The sequence below is a fragment of the Sphingobium sp. D43FB genome (genome assembly GCF_002312805.1).
Taxonomy (GTDB): Bacteria; Pseudomonadota; Alphaproteobacteria; order Sphingomonadales; family Sphingomonadaceae; genus Sphingobium.
On the sequence record NZ_NMUA01000103.1, the window covers coordinates 1 to 2216 of the forward strand.

The 2216-nt window shown below is 60.2% G+C and carries 4 pseudogenes and 1 other annotated feature; of the pseudogenes, 2 read left to right on the top strand and 2 right to left on the bottom strand.

Annotated features, from left to right (window positions below):
- Positions 1–202 (bottom strand): annotated as a pseudogene (locus tag SxD43FB_RS23335) (IS256 family transposase); the annotation flags it as partial.
- Positions 203–285: 83 nt separating this feature from the next.
- On the opposite strand from SxD43FB_RS23335, the pseudogene SxD43FB_RS23340 reads away from it, so the two are divergent.
- Positions 286–828, top strand: a pseudogene (locus SxD43FB_RS23340) (transposase); the annotation flags it as partial.
- A 95-nt stretch (positions 829–923) separates the two neighbouring features.
- Here the strand turns inward: SxD43FB_RS23340 and SxD43FB_RS23345 are convergent.
- Positions 924–1340: pseudogene (locus tag SxD43FB_RS23345) on the bottom strand (transposase); the annotation flags it as partial.
- Between the two features lie 101 nt (positions 1341–1441).
- On the opposite strand from SxD43FB_RS23345, the pseudogene SxD43FB_RS23350 reads away from it, so the two are divergent.
- Positions 1442–2094, top strand: a pseudogene (locus SxD43FB_RS23350) (IS3 family transposase); the annotation flags it as partial.
- Positions 1723–1839: a sequence feature (AL1L pseudoknot), on the top strand. Its footprint overlaps the pseudogene before it by 117 nt.
- Positions 2095–2216: the final 122 nt, after the last annotated feature.

A 2216-nucleotide genomic window follows, 5' to 3' on the forward strand; every position in this document is an offset into this window, starting at 1 on the left:
GGCCATAGCCGTTGCGCGTGTTGCCGGCACCTTCGCCTGTCGCAAGATGGTGATCCATCTCCGCGTTTAACGCGCGCTCCGTCAGCGCCTTCTTCAGCGAATCCAGCAAGCCACCTTGTTCAAATGCCGCACTGGCAGCGCCTCCGGCCAAAAGCTCGTCGAGAAGCGCATTGGGAATAACGGATTCTTTGCGTCGTGACATAGTGGGACTCCTTGTTACCCATTAAGCCCGGCCACACACGGAAATCCTGACAGTCCCTGCAGGGTGGATAACACCAGTTCCGAGGTCCACCCACGCAGGCCCTCAAGTTCTTCGACCAGCTCTACCGGATCGAAAGGCAGGCGCGGGACGAAATACCCGATGAGGGAGAAACGCAGGCCAGCTACACAGGCCAGCTACACAGGCCAGCTACATGCGCCGCTTCCGCCAGAAACATAGCGTCCCGGTCCTGGACGCACTCAAGGCGTGGCTCGATGACATCGCACCTAAGGTTGTGCCCGACACCAAGCTTGGTGATGCGGTATCCTACACCCTCAACCAGTGGGAATACCTGACGCGCTACGTCGAAGACGGCAGGATGCCGATCGATAACAATCTTCTCGAACGCGACATCAGGGTTTTTGCAACAGGAAGAAAATCCTGGCTTTTCTGACACCGTGGACGGCGCACGGGCGAGTGCCGTCACCTACAGCCTGATGCTGACTTGCCGCGCCTGCGGCGTCGAGCCTCTCGCGTGGCTACGCCATGTCCTCACTGAACTGCCCCAGCGACCTCACGACGCCGATATCGACGACCTGCTGCCATTCAACTTCGAAAGACACGCCTGACCCGCCGACGTCGTTGCGGTGGCCTGTCTCGTCCAGCGTCAACTATGATGGCCGCTCTGCCTCCGGAAGCAACGTGCTGCGAAATGCGCGCTTACGATCAAATCGGGTGAGACGTCGATGCCGTAAAGATCGTGCAGGTGCCTGGTGATCTCGCGGGTGCTCATGCCTCGCGCGTACATCGACACGATCTTGTCGTCGAAGCCGGTAAAGCGGCGTTGATACTTGGCGATCAACTGCGGGTCGAAGCTCGACTGGCGATCGCGCGGCACGTCGATCGCCAACTTGCCGGTGTCGGTCATTACCGTCTTTCGACCGTAGCCGTTGCGCATGTTGCCGACGCCGTCTTCGCCAGCGAGGTGGTGATCCATCTCCGCATTCAGGGCACGCTCTGTCAGCGCCTTCTTCAGCGAATCGAGCAGACCGCCCTGCTCGAAAGCGGCACTGGCAGCGCCGCCCGCCAAAAGCTGATCGAGAAGCTCATTCGGTATGGCAGGCTCTTTGCGTCGAGACATAGTGGGACTCCCTTTTTACCCATTATGCCCGCCCGCACACGGAAATCCTGAAGCGCCCCGGGTTTCCAGGAGGCTCCAACTTGTGAGAAGGAGCATCCGTTATGAGCAAGACAACCAACAAATTTTCACCTGAAGTTCGCGAACGGGCGGTTCGTATGGTGATGGAGCAGCGGGCCGAATATGGCTCGGAATGGGAAGTGATGAAGTCGATCGCTGCGAAGCTCGGCTGCTCGCTGGAGACGCTGCGCCGCTGGTGCCGCGAGGAGGCGGGCCGACGAGCGGGGCCAGCGGCGTTGGCTGCCGATGACCGTGAGCGGCTAAGGCTGCTAGAGCGCGAAGTGAAGGAACTGCGCCGCGCCAACGAGATTTTGCGCAAGGCATCTGCGTATTTTGCGATGGCGGAGCTTGACCGCCCCGGAAGATGATGATGGCGTTCATCGACGCCCATCGCGAGGATTTGGGGATCTAGCCGATCTGCCGTGAACTGGCGATCGCCCCTTCCTCCTACCATGAACATGCCGCACGCCGTATCGATCCTGGCCGACGTCCGGCACGTACCCGGCGCGATGAGGAGATCAGGGAGCAGATCAAGCGGGTCCATGAGGCCAGCTTCGGCCTCTATGGCGCACGCAAGGTCTGGCACCAGATGCGGCGTGAAGGCATAATGGTGGCGAAATGCACGGTGGAACGATTAATGCGCGCCATGGGGCTGGCAGGCGTCCGGCGTGGAAAGAAGACGGTCACGGGACTGTCAGGATTTCCGTGTGCGGGCGGGCATAATGGGTAAAAAGGGAGTCCCACTATGTCTCGACGCAAAGAGCCTGCCATACCGAATGAGCTTCTCGATCAGCTTTTGGCGGGCGGCGCTGCCAGTGC